This is a genomic window from Nonomuraea sp. NPDC059194, from assembly GCF_042754765.1.
GTDB lineage: Bacteria > Actinomycetota > Actinomycetes > Streptosporangiales > Streptosporangiaceae > Nonomuraea.
On sequence record NZ_JBHZBH010000001.1, the window covers coordinates 393,858 to 417,700 of the forward strand.

The 23,843-nt window shown below is 70.0% G+C and carries 19 protein-coding genes; 10 read left to right on the top strand and 9 right to left on the bottom strand.

Annotation, left to right across the window (positions count from 1 at the left end; translation table 11 throughout):
- The first annotated feature begins 30 nt into the window (after window positions 1–30).
- The 6 genes from ACFXJ8_RS01840 to ACFXJ8_RS01865 all read left to right on the top strand — a co-directional run bounded on the left by ACFXJ8_RS01840 (window position 31) and on the right by ACFXJ8_RS01865 (window position 8,636).
- Window positions 31–1,962 carry a DUF5107 domain-containing protein gene (locus tag ACFXJ8_RS01840; RefSeq protein WP_379641897.1) on the top strand — a complete coding sequence of 644 codons (1,932 nt, stop codon included), beginning with the start codon at window positions 31–33 and terminating at the stop codon, window positions 1,960–1,962.
- Between the two features lie 160 nt (window positions 1,963–2,122).
- On the top strand, window positions 2,123–3,424 hold the full coding sequence (locus ACFXJ8_RS01845) for an extracellular solute-binding protein (protein ID WP_379641898.1): 1,302 nt from the start codon (window positions 2,123–2,125) through the stop codon (window positions 3,422–3,424).
- On the top strand, window positions 3,424–4,365 hold the full coding sequence (locus ACFXJ8_RS01850; RefSeq protein WP_379641899.1) for a carbohydrate ABC transporter permease: 942 nt from the start codon (window positions 3,424–3,426) through the stop codon (window positions 4,363–4,365). The genes ACFXJ8_RS01845 and ACFXJ8_RS01850 overlap by 1 nt, the downstream gene beginning before the upstream one ends.
- Window positions 4,362–5,177 carry a carbohydrate ABC transporter permease gene (locus ACFXJ8_RS01855; RefSeq protein ID WP_379641900.1) on the top strand — a complete coding sequence of 272 codons (816 nt, stop codon included), beginning with the start codon at window positions 4,362–4,364 and terminating at the stop codon, window positions 5,175–5,177. Before ACFXJ8_RS01850 ends, ACFXJ8_RS01855 begins: the two co-directional genes overlap by 4 nt.
- Window positions 5,178–5,214: 37 nt before the next feature.
- Window positions 5,215–6,666 carry a right-handed parallel beta-helix repeat-containing protein gene (locus ACFXJ8_RS01860; RefSeq protein ID WP_379641901.1) on the top strand — a complete coding sequence of 484 codons (1,452 nt, stop codon included), beginning with the start codon at window positions 5,215–5,217 and terminating at the stop codon, window positions 6,664–6,666.
- Between the two features lie 26 nt (window positions 6,667–6,692).
- Window positions 6,693–8,636: a DUF5107 domain-containing protein gene (locus tag ACFXJ8_RS01865; protein WP_379641902.1), complete on the top strand. Its 1,944-nt coding sequence runs from the start codon at window positions 6,693–6,695 to the stop codon at window positions 8,634–8,636.
- Window positions 8,637–8,652: 16 nt separating this feature from the next.
- Here ACFXJ8_RS01865 and ACFXJ8_RS01870 read toward each other — a convergent pair whose 3' ends face one another.
- Both ACFXJ8_RS01870 and ACFXJ8_RS01875 read right to left on the bottom strand, forming a co-directional pair.
- The gene (locus ACFXJ8_RS01870; protein WP_379641903.1) at window positions 8,653–9,195 is read right to left on the bottom strand and encodes a YdeI family protein; all 543 of its coding nucleotides are present in this window, start codon (window positions 9,193–9,195) and stop codon (window positions 8,653–8,655) included.
- Window positions 9,192–9,599 carry a VOC family protein gene (locus ACFXJ8_RS01875; RefSeq protein ID WP_379641904.1) on the bottom strand — a complete coding sequence of 136 codons (408 nt, stop codon included), beginning with the start codon at window positions 9,597–9,599 and terminating at the stop codon, window positions 9,192–9,194. Before ACFXJ8_RS01875 ends, ACFXJ8_RS01870 begins: the two co-directional genes overlap by 4 nt.
- 79 nt (window positions 9,600–9,678) lie before the next feature.
- Here ACFXJ8_RS01875 and ACFXJ8_RS01880 point away from each other — a divergent pair, with 79 nt between their 5' ends.
- Window positions 9,679–10,611 carry a helix-turn-helix transcriptional regulator gene (locus tag ACFXJ8_RS01880; protein WP_379641905.1) on the top strand — a complete coding sequence of 311 codons (933 nt, stop codon included), beginning with the start codon at window positions 9,679–9,681 and terminating at the stop codon, window positions 10,609–10,611.
- A 185-nt stretch (window positions 10,612–10,796) separates the two neighbouring features.
- On the opposite strand, the gene groL is transcribed toward ACFXJ8_RS01880, so the two are convergent.
- From groL to ACFXJ8_RS01895, 3 genes are all read right to left on the bottom strand, one after another.
- Window positions 10,797–12,419, bottom strand: a complete 1,623-nt coding sequence (groL, locus tag ACFXJ8_RS01885; RefSeq protein WP_379641906.1) for a chaperonin GroEL — start codon at window positions 12,417–12,419, stop codon at window positions 10,797–10,799.
- A 62-nt stretch (window positions 12,420–12,481) separates the two neighbouring features.
- Entirely contained in the window at window positions 12,482–12,796 is a 315-nt protein-coding gene (gene groES / locus ACFXJ8_RS01890; protein ID WP_197093639.1) for a co-chaperone GroES, read from the bottom strand.
- A gap of 163 nt (window positions 12,797–12,959) precedes the next feature.
- Window positions 12,960–13,808 (bottom strand): NAD-dependent epimerase/dehydratase family protein, encoded by an 849-nt coding sequence (locus ACFXJ8_RS01895; protein WP_379641907.1) that lies wholly within the window; start codon window positions 13,806–13,808, stop codon window positions 12,960–12,962.
- A gap of 98 nt (window positions 13,809–13,906) precedes the next feature.
- Here ACFXJ8_RS01895 and ACFXJ8_RS01900 point away from each other — a divergent pair, with 98 nt between their 5' ends.
- The 3 genes from ACFXJ8_RS01900 to ACFXJ8_RS01910 all read left to right on the top strand — a co-directional run bounded on the left by ACFXJ8_RS01900 (window position 13,907) and on the right by ACFXJ8_RS01910 (window position 17,614).
- Entirely contained in the window at window positions 13,907–14,377 is a 471-nt protein-coding gene (locus ACFXJ8_RS01900; protein WP_379641908.1) for a MarR family winged helix-turn-helix transcriptional regulator, read from the top strand.
- A gap of 35 nt (window positions 14,378–14,412) precedes the next feature.
- Window positions 14,413–15,879, top strand: a complete 1,467-nt coding sequence (locus tag ACFXJ8_RS01905; protein WP_379641909.1) for an SAM-dependent methyltransferase — start codon at window positions 14,413–14,415, stop codon at window positions 15,877–15,879.
- Window positions 15,880–16,033: 154 nt separating this feature from the next.
- On the top strand, window positions 16,034–17,614 hold the full coding sequence (locus ACFXJ8_RS01910; RefSeq protein WP_379641910.1) for a hypothetical protein: 1,581 nt from the start codon (window positions 16,034–16,036) through the stop codon (window positions 17,612–17,614).
- Window positions 17,615–17,730: 116 nt separating this feature from the next.
- Here ACFXJ8_RS01910 and ACFXJ8_RS01915 read toward each other — a convergent pair whose 3' ends face one another.
- From ACFXJ8_RS01915 to ACFXJ8_RS01930, 4 genes are read right to left on the bottom strand one after another with little or no spacing between them, the layout of a single operon-like run.
- Entirely contained in the window at window positions 17,731–20,742 is a 3,012-nt protein-coding gene (locus ACFXJ8_RS01915) for an alpha-mannosidase (protein WP_379641911.1), read from the bottom strand.
- A 27-nt stretch (window positions 20,743–20,769) separates the two neighbouring features.
- On the bottom strand, window positions 20,770–21,636 hold the full coding sequence (locus ACFXJ8_RS01920; protein WP_379641912.1) for a carbohydrate ABC transporter permease: 867 nt from the start codon (window positions 21,634–21,636) through the stop codon (window positions 20,770–20,772).
- Between the two features lies 1 nt (window position 21,637).
- Window positions 21,638–22,510, bottom strand: a complete 873-nt coding sequence (locus ACFXJ8_RS01925; protein ID WP_379641913.1) for a carbohydrate ABC transporter permease — start codon at window positions 22,508–22,510, stop codon at window positions 21,638–21,640.
- Entirely contained in the window at window positions 22,510–23,787 is a 1,278-nt protein-coding gene (locus ACFXJ8_RS01930) for an ABC transporter substrate-binding protein (protein WP_379641914.1), read from the bottom strand. The genes ACFXJ8_RS01925 and ACFXJ8_RS01930 overlap by 1 nt, the downstream gene beginning before the upstream one ends.
- Between the last annotated feature and the right edge of the window lie 56 nt (window positions 23,788–23,843).

Consider the following 23,843-nt stretch of genomic DNA (forward strand, 5'->3'; position numbering starts at 1 on the left):
TTGCGCGATATGTGCAAAGATGTGCGCGAAATGCTGAGTATCTCCTCGATCAGGCTCCCAGTCTCGCCGCTCGGCCCTGAGAACCCGCTGCCGCCGCTGCACACGCTGCCCGACCCGCGCGGCGGCCTGGAGGCGACCGCGGCCGACGCCGAGATGGCCGCCCAGCTGGCCTACGGCCATGCCGAGTCGCTGCTGCCGTACACCTTCCAGGACGGCTACGGCCGCGAGCGCGCCGAGCGCGAGCTGAAGACGGCGGTGCTGGACAACGGCGTGCTGCGCGCGGAGTTCCTCCTGGAGTACGGCGGGCGGCTGCGCTCGCTGATCCACCGGCCCAGCGGCAGGGAGCTGCTGCACAGACCGCCCCACCTGCAGCTGGCCAACCTGGGCCTGCGCAACGCGTGGTTCGCCGGCGGGGTCGAGTGGAACCTCGGCACCGTCGGCCACACCGCGCTGGCCTGCGCGCCCCTGCACGCGGCCAGGATCACCCGGCCCGACGGGGTGCCGGTGCTGCGGATGTGGGAGTGGGAGCGGATGCGGCGGCTGGTCTACCAGATCGACGCCTGCCTGCCGCCGGGCTCGCCGGTGCTGCTGGTGCACGTGAAGGTGGCAAACCCGTTCACCGCGGACGCGCCGGTCTACTGGTGGTCGAACGCCGCGGTCCCGCAGACTCCGGGCAGCCGGGTGCTCGCACCGGCCCGCCAGGCCTACCACTTCTCCTATGACGGCCGGCTGCGCCGGGTGCCGGTGCCGCGCTGGCAGGACTCCGACCAGTCCTACCCGGGACGCAACGAGCACGCCGCCGACTTCTTCTACGAGATCCCCGACGGCGAGCGCCGCTGGGCCGCCGCCGTCGACGAGTCGGGCGCCGGACTGGCCCAGGTCTCCACCGATCTGCTGCGCGGCCGCAAGCACTTCCGCTGGGGAGTCAGCGACGCCGGCCGCAACTGGCAGGACTGGCTGTCCGGGCCCGGCCGGCCGTACCTGGAGATCCAGGCGGGCCTTGCCCGCACCCAGCTCGAACATGTCCTGCTCGGGCCGCGCTCGTCCTTCTCGTGGACGGAGGCGTACGGCCTGGCCGAGGTGGACGGCGCGCACGGCGACTGGACGGACGCGATCGCCCGCGGGGCCGAGGCGGTGGAGCGGCTGATCCCGCGCGACCGGCTGGCCTTCGAGCACGACCAGGCCGTACGGCTGGCGCAGGCCGTACCCGAGGAGAGCCTGCACGTCGGCAGCGGCTGGGGCGCGCTGGAGCGCAAGGCGCTCGCCAGGCGGCGCAGCAGGGCGCTGAACCTGCCCGCGACCCCGTTCGCCGACTCCACCATCGGCCGCGACCAGCAGTCGTGGCTGTCGCTGGTGCGCAAGGGCACGATCCCGACGCCGGCGCCCTCGCTGCCGCCCTCGTCCTACACGGTCGGGCCCGAGTGGCGCGCGCTGCTCGAGACCACGGAGCCGACCTGGTTCACCCAGTTCCACCTGGGCGTCAACCTGTACCACGACGGCGACCACGAGGGCGCGCGCAAGGCGTGGGAACGCTCCCTGGAATGCGCGGAGAACGCCTGGGCGCTGCGCAACCTGGCCGTGCTCGAAGCCGACCCCGGCGCGGCGGCCGAGCTCTACGTCAGCGCGCACGCACTGTCGCCGCGGTTGCGGCCGCTCACGATCGAGACACTCTCGGCGCTGCTCGCGGCCGGACGTCCCGGGCAGGCGATCGCGCTGATCGACAGGCTCGGGCCGGCGGACCGCTGGCACGGGCGGATCAGGATGCTGGAGTGCCGGGCGGCGCTCGACGGCGGCGACCTGGCCAGGGCCAGGCGGATCCTCGACACCGGGCTCGTCGTCGACGACCTGCGCGAGGGCGAGGACTCCCTCGACGCGCTGTGGTGGGACTTCCACGGGGAGCCCAGGGCGCGTGCCGAACACCGGCTCCCCTGCCGGTACGACTACAGCGTCAAGCAGTACTAGTGCATCATTCCCCGCACTCCTTGCAGGAGTGTGCATTTTTGTGCGCAAAAATCGTCACTTTGTGCATCATGTAATCAAAGCGATGCATGGACTGCCTTGTTCGCCCCTTTGAGGCGGATCTAGGGTGCCGCCAGATGTCATCTGTGAAAGGTGAACCGAAATGCGCGCACCCCAAGGGACCGCTCGCTTCCTGGCGGCCGCTGTCGTGGCCACCCTCGCCCTGACCGCCTGCGGCGGCAGCGGCGACCAGGGCTCAGCGGAGGAGAAGGGCGGCCAGTTCACCTACTGGTCGATGTGGAAGGAGAACGAGCCGCAGGCCAAGGTCATCAAGGCCGCGATCGACAAGTTCCAGGCGGAGACCGGCACCAAGGTCACGGTGGAGTGGCAGGGCCGCGACATCCGCACCAAGATCGGCCCGGCGATCGCCGCCAACAAGGCGCCCGACCTGGTGGAGAACGGCTTCGACGTGATCAGCTCGCTGCTCGTCTCGACCGGCCAGGCCGCCGACCTCACCCCGGTCTACGACAGCGAGGTGCCTGGCGAGGGCAAGAAGGTCTCCGAGGTCATCCCCGCCAAGTACGTCGACGCGATGCCGAAGGACCCCGAGGGTGTCACCCGCTGGATCGTCCCCTACGTGCTCAACTCGGCGACGTACCACTACAACAAGGCCGACGCCGACCTAGCCACCACCCCGGCCACCTGGGACGAGTTCGTCAAGCTCTGCGACACGCTCAAGGCCGAGGACAAGGCGTGTGTGGCCTCCGACGGCGACAACACCTGGACCAACTTCCTGCTGCTCGACTACCTGCTCGTCCGCGACAACGGCGCCGGCACCATGGGCAAGATCTTCAACGACAAGTCCGGCGCCGCGTGGGACCAGCCGGGCGTGCTGGAGTCGGCCAAGCGCGTCGAGCAGTTCGTCAAGGCCGGATACATCCTCCAGGGCTACGACGCCAGCAAGTACCCCGCGCAGCAGACCAACTGGGCCACCGGCAAGGCCGCCTTCCACCTGGACGGCACCTGGGTGCCGAGCGAGGCGCAGAAGAACCTGGCCGGCGGTTTCAAGGTGGGCCAGTTCGCCGTCCCCGCCACCAAGGGCGGCAACACCGAGATCGACATCATCCCGCTCGGCTTCGCCATCCCGAAGAAGGCCAAGAACCCCGGCCCGGCGCAGAAGTTCATCGCCTACTTCCTGAAGAAGGACAACATCTCCGGCATCTCGACGGAGGCGAAGAACATCACCCCGCGCGCGGACGTTCCCGCGCCGGAGGAACTGCTGGACGCCCAGAAGCTGCTGAACGACAGCCCGAGCCGCCTGCCCATCGACGGCGTCTCCGGTGACTACCTCGACAAGGCGATCTTCCCCGCCTTCAGCGAGCTGTGGCTGGGCAAGGCGACGGCCGAGCAGTTCATCGCCAAGGCCAAGGAGGGCCACCTCGCCTACTGGAAGGCCAACGGCTAGTGGCGGTCACGACGCTCGCCGCGCCCGCGCGGGCCCGCGCCGCCCGCGGGGGCCCGCTGGAGCGGCAGGCCAGCCGGCTGTTCTGGCCGTTCGTCGGGCCCGCCCTGGCGTTCTACGCGCTGCTGTTCCTGGCGCCCATCGCCTACGCCGCCTACACGAGCCTCTACAGGTGGGACGGCATGGGCGCCATGAGGTGGCGCGGGCTCGGCAACTACCAGACGCTGCTGGACGACCCGGCCTTCCACTACGCGGTGCTCAACACGCTGAAGATCCTCGTGGTGGGCGGCGTGGCGACCTTCACGATCAGCTTCCTGCTCACGCTGGCGCTGCGCGAGATGGCAGGCAGGATGTTCGCCCGCTCGGTGCTGTTCTTCCCGTGCCTGGTCAACGCCCTGGTGTTCGGCATCGCGGCCGGCTTCCTGTTCGGTCCGAACGGCCCGGTCAACAAGGCGCTGAACCTGCTCGGCGTGGACGCGGCGCCCAAGTGGCTGTCCATCGACAACCTGCCCGCGATGATCATCGCGACCATCGTGTGGACGGCCACCGGCTACTACACGACGATCATCATGGCGGCCGTCGACCAGATCCCCACCTATCTCTACGAAGCGGCCGAGCTGGAAGGCGCCAACGCCTGGCAGCGGTTCCGGCACATCACGCTGCCGCTGTCGTGGGAGGTCGTCAGCGTCTGCGCGGTGCTCTGGACGGTCAGTTCGGTGAAGGTCTTCGAGATCGTCCTGCTGTTCGGCGGCGGCGCCACCGTCAGCAGCGCCCCCATCCAGACCTGGACGACCGCCATGTACGTCTACTACTCCGCCTTCCCGTCAAGCTCGGTGCCCAAGCTGGGACTTGCCGCCGCGGCCGCCGTCGTCAGCCTCGTCATGGTCGGCCTGCTCGTGCTGATCCTGCGCCGCCTCATGCGCCGCGAGCGGGTGGCGCTGTGAGACGCGTCGGGCATGCCATCGTCTGGGTCCTCGTCGCCGCCGACCTCGCCCTGCTGGCCTGGATCTTCATCACCTCGCTGCGCGACACCCAGTCGATCTTCACCGAGCCGTTCGGGCTGCCGGTGCCGCCGCAGGGCGGCAACTGGGCCAAGGCCTGGGCCGAGGGCGGCTTCAGCAGCGCCGCCATCAACAGCGTCGGCGTCGCCGCGGTGTCGTCGCTGATCGCGGTGGCGCTCGCCGCGCCCGCCGCCTACGCGCTCGCGCGCCGCCGTACCCGCACCTCCAACGCGCTGACCATGACCTTCGCGCTCGGCCTCGGCGTGCCAGGCCAGGTGCTGCTGGTCCCGCTGTTCGTCGGCCTCGCGGCCGTGGAGCTGACCGACAGCTTCACCGGCCTGACCATCGTCTACATCGGCCTGGCCATGCCGTTCACCGTCTACCTGCTGACCGGCTTCTTCGCCGGCATCCCCGTGGTGCTCGAAGAGGCGGCCGCCATCGACGGGGCCGGCGGGCTGCGGTCGTTCGTCAAGGTGGTGCTGCCCGTCGCGCGCGGCGGGCTGATCACCGCGTTCCTGCTGCAGTTCATCGGCGCATGGAACGAGACCCTCTTCGCCATCGCGCTGATGACCAGCGACGAGAAGATCACCCTGCCGGTCGCGCTGGTCAACTTCGTCGGCCTGCAGCAGTACGCCGGGCGCGACTGGGGAACCATGTTCGCCGGCATCTGCATCATCCTCGCGCCCATGGTCGCCCTCTTCTCGTGGCTCGGCACCCGCATCATCCAGGGAATGACCGTCGGAATCGGCAAATAAGGAGAAATTTCCCTTGAAAACGCTGTTTGTTGGGATAATGCTGGCTGGTTTGACCGCGACGCCCGCCCTTGCCCAGCCGGGGCATGGCCCTGCTCATGGTGGGGCCTACCATGTCGACTGCGGCTCGAAAAAGGCGCCCAAGGGCACGGTCGGCCACCCTTTCACCTCGCTCGACCAGGCGAACGCGATCGACCTCCAGCCCGGCGACCGGGTGCTGTTCAAGCGCGGCACCACCTGCACCGGCACGCTCGCCCCGCAGGGCTCGGGCGCCGAGGGCGCCCCCATCGTGATCGACGCCTACGGCCGCGGCGCCAAGCCGAAGATCCAGGGCGGCGGCGCCGACGACGCGGTCAAGCTGCACAATCAGCAGCAGTGGGAGATCCGCAACCTCGACATCGCCAACACCGGCGCCACGCCGGGCAAGCGCCGCGGCGTGCGGGTCAGCGCCCGCGATGCCGGCACCCTGAAGCACATCGTGCTCGAAGGGCTCGACGTGCACGACGTCAACGGCGACGACACCAAGGACGAGTACGGCTCGGCCGGCATCACCATGTGGGTCGAGGGCAACACCACGCCCACGATCTTCGACGACGTGCGGATCACCGGCAACACCGTGGCGCACGTCGACCGCTCCGGTATCTTCCTCTTCTCCACCTGGAACAACTCCGGCTGGGGCAAGGAGCCTGCCAACCGGCACCTGCCGTGGACCGGCGTGAAGGTCGACGGCAACACCGTGACCGACGTCGGCGGCGACGGCATCGTGCTCGGCAGCGTCACCGGCGCGGTCGCCGAGCACAACAGGGTGCACGGCTTCCAGCGCCGATCCAAGGGTTACAGCGCCGGCCTCTGGACCCACAACTCCGACAACGTGGTCATCCAGTTCAACGAGGTGTCCGGCGGCGAGACCACGCGCGACGGCATGAGCTTCGACGTCGACGAGAACGGCTTCGGCACCGTCTTCCAGTACAACCACAGCCACGACAACGCGGGCGGCTTCCTGCTGCTGTGCAACGCGGCAGGCAAGATCAAGGACGCGGTGATCCGCTACAACCTGAGCGTGAACGACCACTTCCGCGGCATCGAGAACTGCAGCGGAGGCGTCGAGAGCGCGGCCGTCTACAACAACACCTTCGTCATCGGCGACGGCGTCACCCAGACGGTCATCAACGAGAACAACGCCAACCGGCGCAACGTCTCCTTCGCCAACAACATCGTGCTCGTCAAGGGCACCGGCAAGGCCACGTTCAACCTCCGCTCCGGCGGCTACAAGCTGGAGAACAACCTCCTGTACGGCGTGGCCGTACCGGAGGGCGCGACCGGCACCGTCACCGGCGACCCGCTGCTGACCGCCGAGTACCAGCTCCAGCCCGGCTCGCCCGCGCTCAAGGCCGGCAAGCCGATCGACGCCAACGGCGGCCGCGACTACTTCGGCAACCCGGTGACCTGCACGCCCGACATCGGCATGCACCAGCTGTCGCCCTGCGCCTGACGATTTCCCATCGGGGGACCACCACCATGACCAGCATCCTGCGGTGCGACACGCTCCGCCTGCCCGCCGCCGAGCCGCCTCGGGCCAGCCCGCTGCCCATCCTGCACGGCACGCGGGTTCGTTCCGGCATCGTCGGCGCGGACGCGGAGATGACCGCCCAGATCGGGTACGGCCAGCCGCGCTCGCTGCTGCCGTACACCATGCAGGACGGCTACACCCGCGCCCGCCGCGAGCGTGAGCTGCCGGTGGTGGTCCTCGAGAACTCCCTGCTGACCGCCGCCTTCCTGCCCGCGTACGGCGGGCGGCTGTGGTCGCTGGTGCACCGGCCGTCCGGCCGCGAGCTGCTGCATCGCAACCCGATCCTGCAGCCGGCGAACCTCGCGCTGCGCGACGCGTGGCTGGCCGGCGGCGTCGAGTGGAACCTCGGCGCCACCGGCCACTGGCCGCTGACCTGCGAGCCACTGCACGCGGTGCGCCTGGTCGGGCCGGACGGCGTGACGCCGATGCTGCGGATGTACGAGTTCGAGCGCATGCGGCGGCTGGTCCTGCAGCTCGACGCGTGGCTGCCGGAGGACTCGCCCGTGCTGTTCGTGCGTGTCTCGATCCACAACCCGGCGCCGGTGATGACCCCGGTCTACTGGTGGTCCAACATCGCCGTGCCCGAGGCGCCCGGGGTGCGCGTGGTGGCGCCTGCCGCGCGGGCGCACCATTTCGACTACGCCGCCGAGCTGCGCGTCGTCGACTTTCCCTTGCTCGACGGGCTCGACCGCAGCTACACCGACGAGGTGCCGCGCGCGGCCGACTACTTCTTCGAGATCCCTGCCGGGGAGCGCCGCTGGATCGCGGCCCTCGACGCCGAGGGCCGCGGCCTCGTGCAGACCTCCACCGACCGGCTGCGCGGCCGCAAGCTCTTCCATTGGGGCACGGGACGGGGCGGACGCCGCTGGCAGGAGTGGCTGAGCGGCCTCGGCTCCCGCTACCTGGAGATCCAGGCGGGCCTGGCCCGCACCCAGCTGGAGCATCTGCCCATGCCCGGCGAGACGACGTGGACCTGGGTCGAGGCGTACGGCCTGCTGGAGGCCGACCCCGACCGGGTCCATGCCTCCTGGTCCGAGGCCCGCTCGGCGGCGGGTGAGGCGCTCGACCGGCTCGTCACCCGCGAGAGCCTCGAGTCGGAACTCGCCCGCGCCGGGTCAGCGGGCACGCCGATCACGCTGGCCCACGGGTCGGGCTGGGCGGCTCTGGAGGTCGCGGCCGGCGGGCTCCCCGAGCTGCCCGGCCTGCCCTTCGGCGACGTGGGCGAGGAACAGCGCCCGTGGGCGGAACTGGTGGGGTCCGGACGCCTGCCGATCTCCGACCCTCCTGCCGCACCCGTCACCGGCCCGAGGTGGCGGGCGCTGCTGGAGGCCCACCCAGCCGACTGGCACGCCCGCTACCACCTGGGCCTGGTCCGCTACGCCGACGGCGACCTGGAAGGCGCCCGCGCGGCCTGGCACGAGTCCCTGGATCTCCAGCGCACCCCCTGGACCCTCCGCTGTCTGGCGGAGAGCGCCCGCCTGGCCGAGACGGGCCCCCAGGCCGACCTGCTGGTGGAGGCGCACACGCTCGCCCCGGCCGTCCTGGAACTCACCGTGGAGAGCCTGCGCGCCCTGCTCGCCGAGGACCGCCCCGCCGAAGCCCTCACGATCATCGACGCCCTCCCCGATGACCAGCGCGCCATCGGCCGCATCCGCCTCACGGAAGCCCAGGCCGCGCTGGCGGCGGGCGACCTCGGCAGAGCCGGCGCGGTCCTCGCCGCGGACATCGAGGTGGACAATCTTCGCGAAGGCGAGATCTCCCTGGACGCCGTCTGGTTCGCCTACCACGCGCGCCGCCTGGCGGGAACCGGGCCGGTCACCCAGGAGATCGCGGAACGCGCCAGGCGGGAGAACCCCCTCCCCGACCGTTACGACTTCAGGATGCAGGAATGACAGATCCGGCACGTCTTCACCCGCCCAGCAGGCCGGAGATCGTCTTCTGCAGCCGGGCCGCCCGCCCGGCCGGGGTCCTGGCCTTCAGCAGCGGCAGGATCATCAGGTAACGGCCGGTCTTGTCGAGCGCCTCGAACCGAACGGCGGCCTCCGGGTGGGCCGCCAGCGCCTCGGCCAGGTCAGGCGGTACGGTGGCGTCGCGCTGGCCGACGTAGGCCGCCTCCCACCGGCCGTCCGCCTGCGCGGCGGCGACCTCCGCCAGGCCGGGCGGCCGCATGCGCCCGGCGGCGGTCAGCGCCTCCACCAACTCCACGTTCACCCGCGACCACGGGCTGCCCTTGCGGCGGCGCGAGTAGCGTTGCAGGTAGAAGTCCTCGTCGAAGGACTTGCGCTGGCTGTCGATCCAGCCGTAGCACAGCGCGACCTCCAGCGCCTGCCTGATCGTGACCGAGGAGAAGGACGACCCCTTCTTGGCGATCTTGAGCCAGGCGCCGCCCTCCTCCTCGTGGTGCTCGGCCAGCCACGACTCCCACTCGGCGGCGTCCGCGAAGTGCCTCATCGCCCCAGCATCTCCAGGTAGTGCTGGTTGTACATGACGCCCAGCACGTTGCCGAACGGGTCCACGACCGAGGCGGTGACGAACCCGGGGCCGTGCTCGGTGAGCGGCAGGTACGGCGTGGCCCCCATCGCCAGCAGCTTGTCAAGGACACCCTGCACGTCGTCGACGTGCCAGTGGATGATCGCGCCCCCGGGCGAGCCCGCGGCGGCGGGCGGGGCGAAACGCCGGTCGATGATGCCGAGTTCGGCCTGGTAGTCGCCGATCCGGAACTCGTAGTACGCGGCAGGCTGCCCGTTGCCGGGGCGCTCGAAGTACGGCTCGACACCCAGCAGCTCGGCGTACCACTTCTTCGCGGCCTCCACGTCGTCGGCCCAGATGTTGACGGTAGCCAGTCCTCGCAACATGTGTTGCTCCTTTCCTCAGGACAAACAGTATGAGCCGTTGAGGAACCTCCGTTTCCTCAATGCCTGACACACTGAGGAAATGTTGGAAACCTCGGTCCGACTCCTGCGCCTGCTGTCCCTGCTGCAGTCACGTCCCGAATGGCCAGGCCGTGAGCTGGCCGAACGGCTCGACGTGACCACCAGGACCGTCCGCAACGACATCGAACGGCTGCGCATCCTCGGCTACACGATCGGCTCCACCACCGGCACGGCCGGCGGCTACCGGCTCGGCGCGGGCAACGCCCTACCCCCGCTGATCCTGGACGACGAGGAGGCCGTGGCCGTCGCCGTCAGCCTGCACGCGGCGGCCAGCGGTACGGTGACCGGCATCGAGGAAACCTCGGTGCGCGCCCTCACCAAGCTCCAGCAGATGCTGCCCGCGCGGCTACGGCGCCGCATCGACGCCCTCGGGGCGGCCACCGTGTCGGTCGCCGGCCGCGGCCCCACGGTCGACGCCGAGACGCTGACCCTCATCGCCGCCGCCATCCGCGACCACGAGCAGCTGCGCTTCGACTACCAAGGCCACGACGGCACGACAAGCACACGCGCGGCCGAACCCCACCGCCTCGTCTACACCGGCCGCCGCTGGTACCTGCTGGCCTGGGACACCGCCCGTGCCGACTGGCGCACCTTCCGCGCCGACCGCATCCGTCCCCGTACGCCGAACGGCCCCCGCTTCACTCCCCGCCGGCCGCCGAGCGATGCCGCCACCCAGGTCGTCCGCGGCGTCGGTTCGACGGCCTGGCGATACCCGGCACGCGTCCGCCTGCACGCCCCGTTGGCTCAGCTTTCCGACCTCCTGCCGCCCACCGTCGGTCTGCTGCACGACGACGGCGTGCTGGAGACGGGCGGTGAGTCGCTGCACAACCTGGCCGCCTTCCTCGGCACTCTCAACGTGCCGTTCACCGTCCTGGACCCGCCGGAACTGCGCGACCTCCTGCACTCCCTGGCCACCCGCTACGCGAACGCCTGACCACCCGCCCCTGCAGTTCAGGGGGCGACGTGACGGCGGCCCGCCCCGTCCCGCTGGGGTGGCGTGGTAGGACAGGCCCCGGCCACGTGCCCGCGGTGGGCTATCGGGTGCTTGCCGTACAGACGAGAACGCGAAAGGTCCGCGCCCCCGGGATGGGAGCGCGGACCTTTTCGGGTCAACCCAGGTCAGTGGCCGTGGCCGTGACCGTGGCCGTGACCACCGGCGGCCGGGGCCTCCTCCTCGGGCTTGTCCACCACGAGGGCCTCGGTCGTGAGCAGCATGCCGGCGATGGACGCGGCGTTCTGCACGGCCGAGCGGGTCACCTTGACGGGGTCGATGACGCCATCGGCCACCAGGTCCACGTACTCGCCGGTCGCGGCGTTGAGGCCGTGGCCGGCGGGCAGCTCGGAGACCTTGTGGGTGACGACGTAGCCCTCGAGACCGGCGTTCTCGGCGATCCAGCGGGCCGGCTCGACCAGCGCGCGGCGGACGACGCCCACACCGGTCGCCTCGTCGCCGGACAGACCGAGGTCGTCCAGGTCCTTGGAGACATGGATCAGCGCGGAGCCACCGCCGGAGACGATGCCCTCCTCGATCGCGGCGCGGGTGGCGGAGATCGCGTCCTCGAGGCGGTGCTTCTTCTCCTTGAGCTCCACCTCGGTGGCCGCGCCGACGCGCAGCACGCAGACGCCGCCCGACAGCTTGGCGAGGCGCTCCTGGAGCTTCTCGCGGTCCCAGTCGGAGTCGGACTGCTCGATGGCGAGCTTGATCTCCTTGACGCGGTCCTCGATCGCCTGCGCGTCGCCGGCGCCGTCCACGATCGTGGTGGCGTCCTTGGTGACGACGACGCGGCGGGCGGTGCCGAGCACCTCGAGGCCGACCTGGTCGAGCTTGAGGCCGATCTCCTCGCTGACGACCTGGCCGTTGGTCAGGATCGCGATGTCCTGCAGCATGGCCTTGCGGCGGTCACCGAAGCCGGGGGCCTTGACGGCCACCGAGGTGAAGGTGCCGCGGATCTTGTTGGTCACCAGGACGGCCAGGGCCTCGCCCTCGACGTCCTCGGCGATGACCAGCAGCTGCCGCTTGGTCTGGGCGATCTTCTCCAGCAGCGGCAGGAAGTCGGCGATGGAGGCGATCTTGCCCTGGTGGATCAGGATGTACGGGTCCTCGAGGACCGACTCCATGCGCTCGGGGTCGGTGACCATGTAGGCCGACAGGTAGCCCTTGTCGAACTGCATGCCCTCGGTGAACTCGAGCTCCATGCCCATGGCGTTGGACTCTTCGACGGTGATGACACCGTCCTTGCCCACCTTGTCGAACGCCTCGGCGATCAGCTCGCCGATCTTGGCGTCCTGTGCGGAGATCGTCGCGACATTGGCGATCTCCTTCTTGTCCTCGACGGGGCGCGCGACGGCCAGCAGCTTGTCGCTGACGGCCTTGGCGGCCAGGTCGATGCCGCGCTTGAGCGACAGCGGGGAAGCGCCCGCCGCCACGTTGCGCAGGCCCTCGCGGACCATCGCCTGGGCCAGGACGGTCGCGGTGGTGGTGCCGTCACCCGCGACGTCGTTGGTCTTGGTCGCCACTTCCTTGGCGAGCTGGGCGCCGAGGTTCTCGTACGGCGCCTCGAGCTCGACCTCGCGGGCGATGGTGACACCGTCGTTGGTGATCGTCGGCGCACCGAACTTCTTGTCGATGACCACGTTGCGGCCGCGCGGGCCGAGGGTCACCTTCACTGCGTCCGCGAGGGCGTTGACGCCGCGCTCGAGCGCGCGCCGCGCGTCCTCTTCGAACTCCAGGATCTTCGGCATGGGAAAAGTCCTCTCAGCGTAGAAAGCCCCGGGCACTTGCGGGCCCGGGGCTTTCTCACGGCTTACTTCTCGATGATGGCGAGAACGTCACGGGCGGAGAGCACGAGGTACTCCTCGCCGCCGTACTTGACCTCGGTGCCGCCGTACTTGCTGTAGAGGACGATGTCGCCCTCGCTGACGTCGAGCGGAATCCGCTTGTCGCCGTCCTCGTCCCAGTTGCCGGGGCCCACCGCGAGGACCTTGCCCTCCTGCGGCTTCTCCTTGGCGGTGTCCGGGATGACCAGGCCGGAAGCGGTGGTCTGCTCGGCCTCAAGCGGCTGGACCACGATGCGGTCGCCGAGCGGCTTAACGGGAACCTTAGTGGCGGTCGTCACGATCGGACCTCCCCTTCAGATTTGAATGATCTAGAAGAGGCGACCAGCTGGGCCTGCCGTCGCGGGTGTCAGACCAACCTCGTCGCACGTTGGCACTCTCAAGGTGAGAGTGCCAAAACGAAACAGTATGCAAGCAGGCCTTGCCCGTCAACACGAACCGCGCTGCTCAGCTCAGAGCGGATACGTAGGAGCCCTCGGCGAGGTCCGCCAGCGCGCCGGGCCTGCCCGGCTCCCACCCCAGTTCTTCCTTGGTACGGCGGGCGCCCGCGCGCTGGCTGAGCGCGAGAGCCTCGGCGAACGGCCCGCCGAACACCTGGGCCGCCTCCTCGACCGGCCACGGCTCGGCGCCCTCCCGCACGCCCGCCACCTTCGACGCGGCCCTCGCGATCTCGGCCACGGACACGGCCTCCTCGGCGACCCCGTGGTAGACCGCCCCCGGCCGCCCCTTCTCGACTGCGGTCACGATGAGGTCGGCCAGGTCGTCCACGTGCACGAACGTCCACGTCGGAGTCTTGTCCTCGCCCACCACGTAGGCGCCGACCCCGCGCTCGGCCGCCTGCCCGACCAGGAGCGAGACGATGCCCGCGCCCCGCCCGTGGACCACGCCGGGCCTGACCACGATCCCGCCCCTGCCGAGCACGGCCTGCTCGACCTCCGGCCGGTCGCCGACGATCGCTACCGGGTTCACGGGGCTGTCCTCCTGGCCGTCCCGCGTCGGGCCGAGCACCCACACGCCGCTGACGTAGACGATCGGCTTGCCCAGCGCCTCGACGGACGCCAGGTCATGCGCCTTGTCACCGGTGAGGACCGCCGCGTGGACGATCGCGTCGATGTCGTCGGTGACGGCGGCCTTCAGCGAGCCGAGGTCGGCCAGGTCGCCCGTGCGGACGTCCTTGACGCCCTCGATCTCGCGCTGCTGCCGTACGAGGGCCGCCACCTCGTGGCCGCGCTCGACCAGCCGCTCCACGACCGCGCCGCCGATGTACCCCGTCGCGCCCAGCACCAGAACCTTCATCGTTACCACCTCAAAAGTTTCGATATCAAAATCTTGCGTGGACACTAACACGCGCCACTGAAGACTTCAATATCGAAGTGTTTGATATCATTCCCGTCATGGAATCAGACCAGCCCACCGACGTCGTCGCCCGCCTGGTCCGTGCCTCCCGGCTGCTCGAACGGGGCCTCAAGGAGCACTTCAGCGCGCACGGGCTGGAATCATGGGAGTTCGACGTGCTGGCCACGCTGCACAGGGCCGGCGGCAACTCCTGCATGAAGGACCTGTCCAGCGCGCTCCTGCTCAGCCCCGGCGCCGGAACCAACCGCATCGACCGGCTCGTCGCCAAGGGCCTGGTCACCCGCGATCCCGCCCCCGGCAACCGTCGCATGATCATCGTCACACTGACCGAGACGGGACGCCACCTGGTCACCGGCCTGTTCGACGGCCGCGACACCACCGAGCGCGCGCTGCTGTCGGGGCTCTCGCCCGACGAACAGTCCGCCCTCCGCGACCTCCTCGGCAAACTCCTCCTCTCCCTCGACGACACGGAACCCTGCACGGCAAGGGATGACCTGCTCGCCGGCTGACCGATGCTCAACGCCCTGCACTAACGTCGTATGGCGTGGACCACGACGCCTTCCTCGAACTCCTGACACCGCGCGGGCAGAAGGCCCTCGCCGAGGCGGTCGAGCTGGCGAAGGCCGATCCGGTCGTGGCCGCGACCAGGTTGCGCAAGACCTACGACGCCGCCCTCACCTCCGCCGCCCTCACGCAGGCCAGGCTGAGGGAGCGGGGCAGGGCGAAGTTCGGTGGCGACGCGGCGCTGATGTACTTCACGCCCCACGGCGTCGAGCAGGCGACCCGGCGGGAGGTCGCCGACCATCGCGCCCGCAGGCTCGCCCACCTCATCGGCCGCCCTTCCTCCTCGTCCGACGAAACCCTCGCTCTTCAGGCCTCGCCCCAAGAGACCCCCGGAGAGCCCCTCGGTCTTCGACCCCCACCCGATGAGGCCCCTTCGCCGGGCGGAGTCGCGGGCGGGTGGGCGGGTGCGCCCGGGTGTGCGGGGCTGCGGGTGGTCGACGTGTGCTGCGGCATCGGCGGCGATCTCATCGCGCTGGCTCGCGCGGGCTGCCTCGTGGACGCGGTCGACACCGACCCGCTGACCGTCGCGGTCGCGCTGGCCAACGCCGACGCGCTGGGGCTGTCCGACAGGGTCACAGTTCGTACGGCCGACGCCGCCACGGTCATCCCCGAGGACTACGACGTCCTGTTCGCCGATCCGGCCCGCCGTACCGCCAAAGGCAGGACCTTCGACCCGAACGCCTACTCCCCCGCCTGGCCCGTCGTCCTCGACCTGCTCGACCGAGCGCCCGCCGCGTGCCTGAAGGTCGCGCCGGGGATCCCCTACGAGTTCGTGCCCGAGGGCGCCGAGGCCGAGTGGGTCTCCTTCAAGGGGGAGGTCAAGGAGGTCGCGCTGTGGACGGGCGCGCTGGCGGGCGTCGAGCAGCCGTCGGTACGGCAGGCCGGTCCCGCGAGCCCGGCCACCGCAGACCGTACCGACGCGGGCCGTACCGACGCGGGCCGTGCCGACGGCGACGCAGGCCGTACCGCTGCGGGCCTTACCGACAGCGGAGGGTTCAGCAGGAGGGCGACGCTGCTGCCCGGCGGGAGCACGCTCACCGCCACTGGCGCGCAGGCCCCCGTCGGCCCGATGGGGCGCTACGTCTACGAGCCCGACGGGGCGGCGATCCGGGCGCATCTGGTCGCCGAGGTGGCCGCGATGGTCAACGGACGGCTGGCCGACCCGATGATCGCCTACATCACCGGCGACGATGCCGTCGACACCGCATGGGCGTCCGGGTACGAGGTGGACGAAGTCATGCCGTTCTCCGTCAAAAAACTGAGAGCCGCACTCCGTGCCCGCCAGGTCGGAAACGTGACTATCAAGAAACGCGCCTCGGCGGTCGACATCGAACGCTTGCGGCGCAATTTGCGACTGTCCGGCGACAAATCCGCGGTAGTCATTCTGACCCGAATCGCGGACCACCCTTCCATGCTTATCTGCACCCCGCTCGAACTGGGCAAATGACAAATCGGGGCGTTCCATTGATAATTACGATCTTTTAAAGTCGGCGCCGAAAGATCTTGATCGAGCTACTAAGGTGGCCGGACGGGAGTTTCCCCTAACGATTCTGAATACCCACCGCTGTGCGGCAGGCCGTCGGCGAGTGAAGGAGCTATCGGTGGATCACTCCAACCACACCACCCTTCTCCAGGCAGGCAGCCAGACCGCCATCTCCGACAGGATGCGCGAGCTGCTCGCGCGGGCCGCCCAGGACCACGTCTACGAGCAGCGAACCCAGGGCGCGGTGCTCGACGAGATCCGCCAGCGGCTTGAGGGCATGGAGTGGCTGCTGCGCGAGGTCAGGGAGCGCGAGCTCGGCGGCCTCACCGGCACGCTCGAGACGGTGAGCGGCCGCCTCGACGAGATCACCACCAGGCCGCCGTCGTGGGCGGAGGGGCTGGCCCAGCACGTGGAGGCGGTGCGCGACCACGTCGACGCCGTCGGCGAGCAGGTCGGCACCGTCGACGCCCGCGTCGAGTCGGTCGGCGAGCGGGTCAAGCCGGTGTCCGAGCTGCCCAGCCTCCGGGCCGATGTCGGCACCGTGAGCGAGAGCCTCGACGAGGCGCTCAGGCGGATCGAGTCGGTCATCACGAGCACCGACGGCATCGCCAAGCGCCTCGGCGACTTCACCAGCAAGCTCGGCCAGCTCAACGCCAGCATGGAGGCCGCGGCCAACCGCTTCACCAGGCTCGACAAGTCCATGGCCGAGCTCACCTCCCGCACCGACCGCATCGAGAGCGGCGTCAAGGGCATGCCGGAGATGTTCGAGGCGAAGCTCAAGGCGGTCGACGGGTCGCTGGCCGCCTCGACCGAGCTGCTGTCGGCAGCGATCGAGGAGGTCGCCGCCAAGGTCGACACCGCCGAGACCCACCTCACGGGCCGCCTCGACGGCGTCGACAGCAGGGTCGACCGCGTCGACGGCCGGCTCATCGCCGTCGACAACCGGCTGACCAGCGTCGACGGCCGCATCGAGACCGCCGACGAGTGCCTGGCCGACATCGACACCCGGCTCGACGGCATCGACGGCCGCCTCGGCGGGCTCGACTCCCGTCTCGTCGGCGTCGACCAGCGGCTCGGCACCCTCGACGGCCACCTGGGCCGCCACGACGACCGCTTCGACGGGCTCGACGGGCGCGTCGACGGCCGGTTCACCGCGCTCGACGAACGCATGGCGGGCGCGGCCGGTCAGCTCGCCGAGACCGCCACCCGCACCGAGGGGCGCTTCAACGACCTCGACACCCACCTCGACACACTCGACGAGCGGCTGGCCGAGGTCGAGGAGCGGGTCGTCACCAGGTTCGACGGCGTCGACGCCACGCTCACCGGCCTGTCCACCACCGCCGACAAGGCGGGCGAGCACCTGGAGGCCATCGACGACCGCGTGGAGGCCGTCAACCAGCGGGTGGGTCAGCTGCCCGTCACGCTCGGCATCAGCGAGCGGGTCGGCGAGCTGCTCGACACCCAGACGATCGCGCACGTCAAGCGCCTCGACGCCATCGACGAGCGGCTGACCGCCGCTGCCGCCACCCTTGCCGACGCCGTCGCCGCCCGCCCCGACCGGGTGGAACTGGCCGAGAGCGTCACGGGCATCGTCGAGCCGGCCACGACCGACCTGACCAAGCGGCTCGGCGCACTGGAGGAGACGATGCTCGCCCTGGCCGAGGCCCTCCTGCGGCCGAGCCGCAACCCGAAGGACTAGCTGGCGAGAGACGCACAGGCCCCCGCACACCGGTTGTCGGTGTCCGGGGGCCTCCGCGTCTCAGCAACCTGGCGTCTCCGAAGGGCCGAGGTATCCCGAGCCCGAGGGGCTCGCGGTTAGCGGGTCAGGCGCAGGGTGACCAGCTCGAACGGCCGCAGCCGCAGGGACACCGTGTCCCCCTCGTGCCGCCGCTCGGCGATCGGCCGCTCCAGCAGGTCCGTCGCCGTGACGCCGGTGATCGGGAAGCCTGCCGTCAGCGTCGCCCGTGCCCTGCCGCCGTGCGCCTCGTGGAACCGTACGATCACATCGCCGCTCCCGTCGTCGGCCAGCTTGACCGCGGTCACCACCACCGCCTCGTTGTCGATCGTGACCAGCGGGGCGACCTCGGCGGCACCGGGCAGCGTCCGCTCGGGCAGGTTGATGAAGTATCCCTCGCGGACCGCGTCGCCGATCGTCGCGCCCGGCACGAGCGCGTGCCGGAACCGGTGCACGCCCTGGTCGGTCTCGGGGTCGGGGAAGCGGGGGGCGCGTAGCAGCGAGGCCCGCAGCGTGGTGGTCGTCCCCGAGTCGGTGGCGCGGACCGTGCGGGTCACGTCGTGGCCGTAGGTGGAGTCGGTGACCAGGGCGACGCCCCAGCCGGGCTCCTCCAGGTGCACGAAGCGGTGGTTGCACGCCTCGAACTTGGCCGCCTCCCAGCTCGTGTTCGTGTGGGTGGCCCGGTGGGCGTGGCCGTACTGGCTCTCGGCGGCGTACCGCTCGGCGTGCACGTCCAGCGGGAAGGCCAGTTTGAGGAACTTCTCGGTCTCGTGCCAGTCGACCTCGGTCGTGATGTCGAGCCGCTTGGCTCCGGGCGGCAGGCTGAGCTCCTGGGTCACCTTCGAGTGGCCGAACGAGCGCGTCACGCGCACCGAGCCGGGCGTCGCGCCTGGTGTCACCTCGTCGGCGGCCACCAGGTCGGTGACGGTGTTGCGGTAGAACTCGTCGACGTCCCAGGCGTCCCACATGTTCGGGAAGTCGGGGTGGATCTGCAGCAGGTTCGCCGCCTGGCCGGGGGCGACGGTCTCGCGGTCGGCGGTCAGGTCGTGGACCGACCTGACGAGGCCGTCCCCGTCGATCTCCACGCGGAGCAGACCGTTGTCGAGGACGTATCCGCCTCCGTCCCGAGGTCGGAGGTCGGTGCCGCCGTCGGCGGGAACGGCGCGGGCGCCGCCCGCGCTGACGCCGCGGCGGGTGTGCGGGGCGGCGTTGAAGACGAGCCGCGTTCCGGCCGCGGGCTCACCGGCCAGGGCGCGCTGCGCCGCGTCGATGATGCCGTTCAGTTCCTCCGCCACGGCCGCGTACGTCTTCTCGGCCTCGCGGTGCACCCAGGCGATGGACGAGCCGGGCAGGATGTCGTGGAACTGGTGGAGCAGCACCGTCTTCCAGATGCGGTCGAGCTGCTCGTGCGGGTACGGGTGCCCGGCCCTGACGGCGGCGGTCGCGGCCCACAGCTCGGCCTCGCGCAGCAGCGACTCGCTGCGCCGGTTGCCCTGCTTGGTCTTGGCCTGGCTGGTGAGCGTGGCGCGGTGCAGTTCGAGGTAGAGCTCGCCGACCCAGACGGGCGGGTTGGGGTATTCGGCCTCGGCCTTGGCGAAGAAGTCGGCGGGCGTCTCCCAGGTGACGGTGGCCGAGCCCTCCAGGTCCCGCATCCTGGCCGCCTTGGCGACCATCTCGCGGGTGGTGCCGCCGCCGCCGTCGCCCCAGCCGGTGGGGGCGAGGGAGTGCCGGGCGACGCCCTTGTCCTTGAAGTTGCGCGCCGCGTGGGCGATCTCGCTGCCCTTCATCGAGCAGTTGTAGGTGTCGACGGGCGGGAAGTGGGTGAAGATCCGGGTGCCGTCGATGCCCTCCCACAGGAAGGTGTGGTGCGGGAACTTGTTGGTCTGGCTCCACGAGATCTTCTGGGTGAGCAGCCGCTTCGATCCCGCGGCCTTGATGATCTGGGGCAGGCCTGCCGCGAAGCCGAACGTGTCGGGCAGCCACACCTCGTCGTTCTCGATGCCGAACTCGTCCAGGAAGAACCGCTTGCCGTGCACGAACTGGCGGGCCATCGCCTCGGAGCCCGGCATGTTGGTGTCGGATTCCACCCACATGCCGCCGGTGGGAACGAAACGTCCGGCGGCCACCGCCTTGGTCACCCTGGCCCAGACCTCGGGCCGGTGCTCCTTCACCCAGGCCCACTGCTGCGCCTGCGACATGGCGAAGACGAAGTCGGGCTCGTCCTCCAGCAGCGCGGTCATGTTGGAGGTGGTGCGGGCCACCTTGCGGACGGTCTCGCGCAGCGGCCAGAGCCAGGCCGAGTCGATGTGGGCGTGGCCGACGGCGCTGATCCGGTGCGCGGACGGCTGCGCGGGCGTGGAAAGGACTCCGGCGAGCCGTTCGCGGGCGGCGGCCGCGGTGCCGTTCACGTCCTGCAGGTCGACCGCGTCGAGCGCCTTGTCGACGGCGCGCAGGATCTCCCAGCGGCGGGCGCCGTCGACCGGCAGCTCCCGCATCAGCTCGCCGAGCACCTCCAGGTCGATCACCAGCTGCCAGACGGTCTCGTCGAAGACGGCCAGGTCCATGCGGGCCAGCCGGTACTGCGGCGCGCTGCCCGCCGTCTCCTTGTCGCCGAGCGTGGTCGGCAGGAAGGGGTGGTAGTCGAGGATGACGGGATTGGACGCCGCCTCGATGTGCAGCCGTACCTCCTCGCCGCCCTCGACGGGCGCGCCGACGCGGATCCACTGGTTGCGCGGGTTGAGCCCCTTCACCGGCGTGCCGTCGGGACGGTAGACGAGGCCCTCGCACTGGAAGCCGGGCATGTTCTCGTCGAACCCGAGGTCGAGGATGGCCTCGACGCTCCTGCCCGCCCACTCCACCGGCACCGTGCCGGTGACGGTGAACCAGCTGGTGCCCCAGGGAGCGCCCCACTGGTCGCCGACCGCGATGGACTCGGGTACGGCCGACAGCCCCTCGGCGACCGGGACGGGCTCGCCGGGCGCGTGCCAGACGGCCACGTCGAGCGGCACCGAGGCGGGGTAGACGGCCGGGCGGATGCGCTCGTCGAGGACGCGCTTGAGGCGGGCTTCGACCAGATCGCGGTCGTCATGCATGGGGGTACTCCCTGGTGAGGTGGACCGTCATCCCTTGATCGCGCCTTCTTCGACGCCTCTGAAGAAGAATCGCTGGAGGGACGCGAACACGATCACGATCGGCACGAAGGAGATCATCGTGCCGGCCGCGATGAGCCGGGGGTTGGAGGTGAACGTGCCGTTGAGGTACTGCAGGCCGACGGTGAGGGTGTAGTTCTCGGGGTTGGTCAGGACGATGAGGGGCCAGAGGAAATCATCCCAGGCGCCGATGAAGGCGAAGATGGTGATGACGCTGAGCATGCCGCGCACGTTCGGCAGGCCGATGTGGCGCAGCCGTTGCCAGGCCGTCGCGCCGTCGATGATGGCGGCCTCGTCCATCTCCGGGGGGATCGCCTGGAACGCGGTCCGCATCAGCAGGACGTTGAGCATGCCGATGGCGCCCGGCAGGGCCACGCCCAGGAGGGTGTCGGCCAGGCCGAGGCTGCGGACGGTGACGTACTGGGAGATGATCGTCACCTCGCCGGGCAGCACGAGCGTCGCCAGAAAGAGGCCCAGCAGCAGCTTGGCGCCCCTGAAGCGGAGCTTGGCCAGGGCGTATCCGGCGATGGTGGCGCCGACGGCGTTCCCCGTGATCACGATGGCGGCCACGATCAGCGAGTTGACGGCGTAGGACCACACGGGGATGGTGTCGGCCACCTTGGCGTAGTTGTCGAGCGTCGGCTGCTGGGGCAGGAAGCTCGGCGTCTGCGTGTAGATGTCCTCGGTCACGCTCTTCAGCGAGGTGGACAGCTGCCACAGGAACGGGGCGACCGTCAGCACCAGCACGAACAGCAGCAGCGTGTAACGCAGGACCTTCTCGCCGGTGGTGATCGTGTTGAAGCCGCCGCGCCGGGCCGGCCTGGCATGCGTCGCCACCTCAGGCCGCCTTCCTGTTGAGCCGCAGGAGCAGGAGCATCGGGCCGATCGTGATGACCAGCAGGACGATGCTGAGCGCCGAGGCGTAGCCGAGATGGCCGTTGAAGCCGCGGCTGTACATCTGGATGAGCATCACGACCGACATGTCACGGCCTCCGGGGCCGCCGGTGCCGTTCGAGAGCACGTAGAGCTCGGAGAAGACCCTGAGCGCGGAGACCGAGACCAGCACCGAGACCAGGAGCATCGTGTTGCGGACGCCGGGCACGGTGACGCTCCAGAACCGGCGCACCGGGCCCGCGCCGTCGACCGCGGCGGCCTCGTGCAGCTCACGCCTGACGTTCCCGAGAGCCGACAGATAGATGATCATGTAGTAGCCGAGCCCCTTCCAGATGGTCAGGCTGATCGCGCTGAACAGCAGCAGCCACCGATCGGTCAGGAACGGCACTGGCGCCGCGATGACGCCGAGCCACTGCGCGAAGCCGTTCACCAGGCCGCGGTCGTTGAGCATCCAGCCCCAGATCAGCGCGACCACCACGGCGGAGGCCACCACGGGGGTGTAGAAGGCCGTGCGGAAGAACATGATGCCGGGCAGCTTCTTCTCCACCAGGATCGCGATCAGCAGCGGCAGCATCGTCAGCACCGGCAGGCAGACCAGCATGAACACGATGCTGTTGAGCAGCGCGTCGGCGAGCTGGTCGTCGTCCAGCACCCGCTCGAAGTTCGCCAGGCCGGTGAAGCGCCCGCCGCCCAGCGGTTTGGCGTTGGTGAACGCCAGGACCACCGTGTTGATCGACGGCCAGACGTTGAACACGAACAACCAGAGCGCGGCGGGCGCCACCAGCAGCCAGGGTGTGAACCAGCGTCGATGGGTCATCAGTTCTTGAGGAGCTCGTCGCACTTGGCCTTGGCGGCGTCGAGGGCCTCCTTGGAGGAGATCTCCCCGCTGATCGCGAGCGCGATCTGCTGTCTGATGAACTTGCTCATCGCGTCGGTGACCTCGACCGGCTGCTTGATCTTGGCCTGCGCGAGCGAGGCGAACGCGATGACCTTGGCGTCACCGGCGTTGGTGCCGTCGCTCTTGCTGAAGAACGGGTCGTTGGCCGAGGCCTTGGTGCTCGGGAAGATGCTCACCAGGTGGGCGAAGGCCGCCTGGTTCTCCGGGCTGGTCACCCAGCGGGCCAGGGCGATGGCCGCGGGCGCGTTCTTGGTCTGCTTGGAGACCGACAGGCCCTGCACGTACAGCGGCGGCGCGCCCATCGCGGTCGAGGGCACCACCTTGGGCGCGAGCGTCGGGTTGTCGACGGCCAGGCTGGTGATGTGATTGGCACCGGCGGTCGTCCAGGCCACCGTGCCCTCGTTGAACAGCTTGGCGTTGCCCGCGTACGAGTCGGTCAGCACGTCACGCGGCAGCAGGCCCTCCTTGAAGGCGTCGCGGTACTTGTCGAGCAGCGCGGCGGCCTCCGGCGTGTTGAAGGTGAAGCTCTTGCCGTCGTCGGCCATCAGCTTCACCCCGGCGTCGGCCAGGTCGCCGAGCTCGGGCCTGCGGCTCATCAGGTAGACCTTGCCGCCGGACTTCTCCTTGACGGTCCTGGCCTGGGCGACGAGCTCGTCGAAGGTGGCCGGCGGCTTCTTCGGGTCGAGGCCGTACTTGGTCATCAGCTCGGAGTTCCAGTAGTTGACGTCCGTGTTGAGGTACCACGGGTAGCCGAAGACGCCCTGGTAGCCGCGGAAGGTGTAGGCGTCGACGCCTCCGGCGACGTACTCGTCGGACAGCTTCTTGTCAGCCTGGGAGACGTCGAGCAGCATGCCCTGCTTGACCAGCGGGAGCGCGAAGTCCGGCGGGAGGTTGGTGACGTCGGGCAGGGTGCCGCTGGCGGCCTGGCTCAGCACCTTCTCGGAGTAGGCGTCGGCGGGCTGGTCGAGCCATTCGACCTGGACGCCGGGGTACTTCTTCTCGAAGGCGTCGATGACGCCCTGCACGTACGTGGTGAACTTGGGCTTGAGCGCCCACGTCTGCAGGCTGACCTTGCCCTTCACCTCTCCCGTGGCGTTCGCGCTCGGCGCCGCCGCCTGCGGCTCCTGCTCGCCCAGCCCGCAACCCCCGGCTACCATCGTGGCCACCACGGCCAACCCTGCCCAGTACCTTCGCATGACGTCTCCTTCGGCCACTAAACCGCTCTAGTTGCGGGACTATCCCCCCGGGTAGA